The organism is Sedimenticola sp. (assembly GCF_050289425.1).
Classification (GTDB): domain Bacteria; phylum Pseudomonadota; class Gammaproteobacteria; order Chromatiales; family Chromatiaceae; genus Sedimenticola.
Genome location: NZ_JBNKFS010000097.1, coordinates 1 through 519, shown reverse-complemented (window position 1 = coordinate 519; position 519 = coordinate 1). Strand labels below are relative to the sequence as shown.

Here is a 519-nt window from a genome sequence, read left to right as displayed (position 1 = left end):
TGGGTGCCTGCTGTGGCGGCCTGACAGCAACCTGCTGCAGTGGTGGGGTAGGAGCACGGTTGAACTGTTGCTGTTGCCTCTGCTGTTGTGGCTGTGGTCGCTGAAATTGCCGCGGTTGGAATTGAGGGCGATTGCCCCAGTTCTGCTGCTGTTGTGGTTGACGCAGCTGACCTCCCGGCGGGGTATACACCATGCGGTACTTCGGAGGGGCACCGCTAGAACTACCACTTCCCACAGATCCGGGCATCATCTTCTTCCTCTTTTTCTCATCAGCCACAGCAACGACCTTCATCATCCTCTCTTGGTCAATGGCTTCACTTGCCAACTTGTATGACAAACTAGAGAGATGCACTAGGCGCTCCTGTAGGTGGATGGTGAGCCCTGCATGGTACAGGTTGGCCTTCTTTTCATCCGTGTCGATGTGGTATGTGCCATATTGAGCCAGGGTGTTGAACTGCCTCGTGTAGTCGAATATACTTCTTTTCCCTTGCTCAAGGTCCAGGAACTCCTTTAGCTTGC

The 519-nt window shown here is 54.1% G+C and carries 1 protein-coding gene; it reads right to left on the bottom strand.

Going from position 1 to position 519, the window contains the following annotated elements:
* On the bottom strand, positions 1-519 hold a 519-nt coding region (locus ACQY5R_RS18355), incomplete at both ends, for a hypothetical protein (protein ID WP_428610731.1).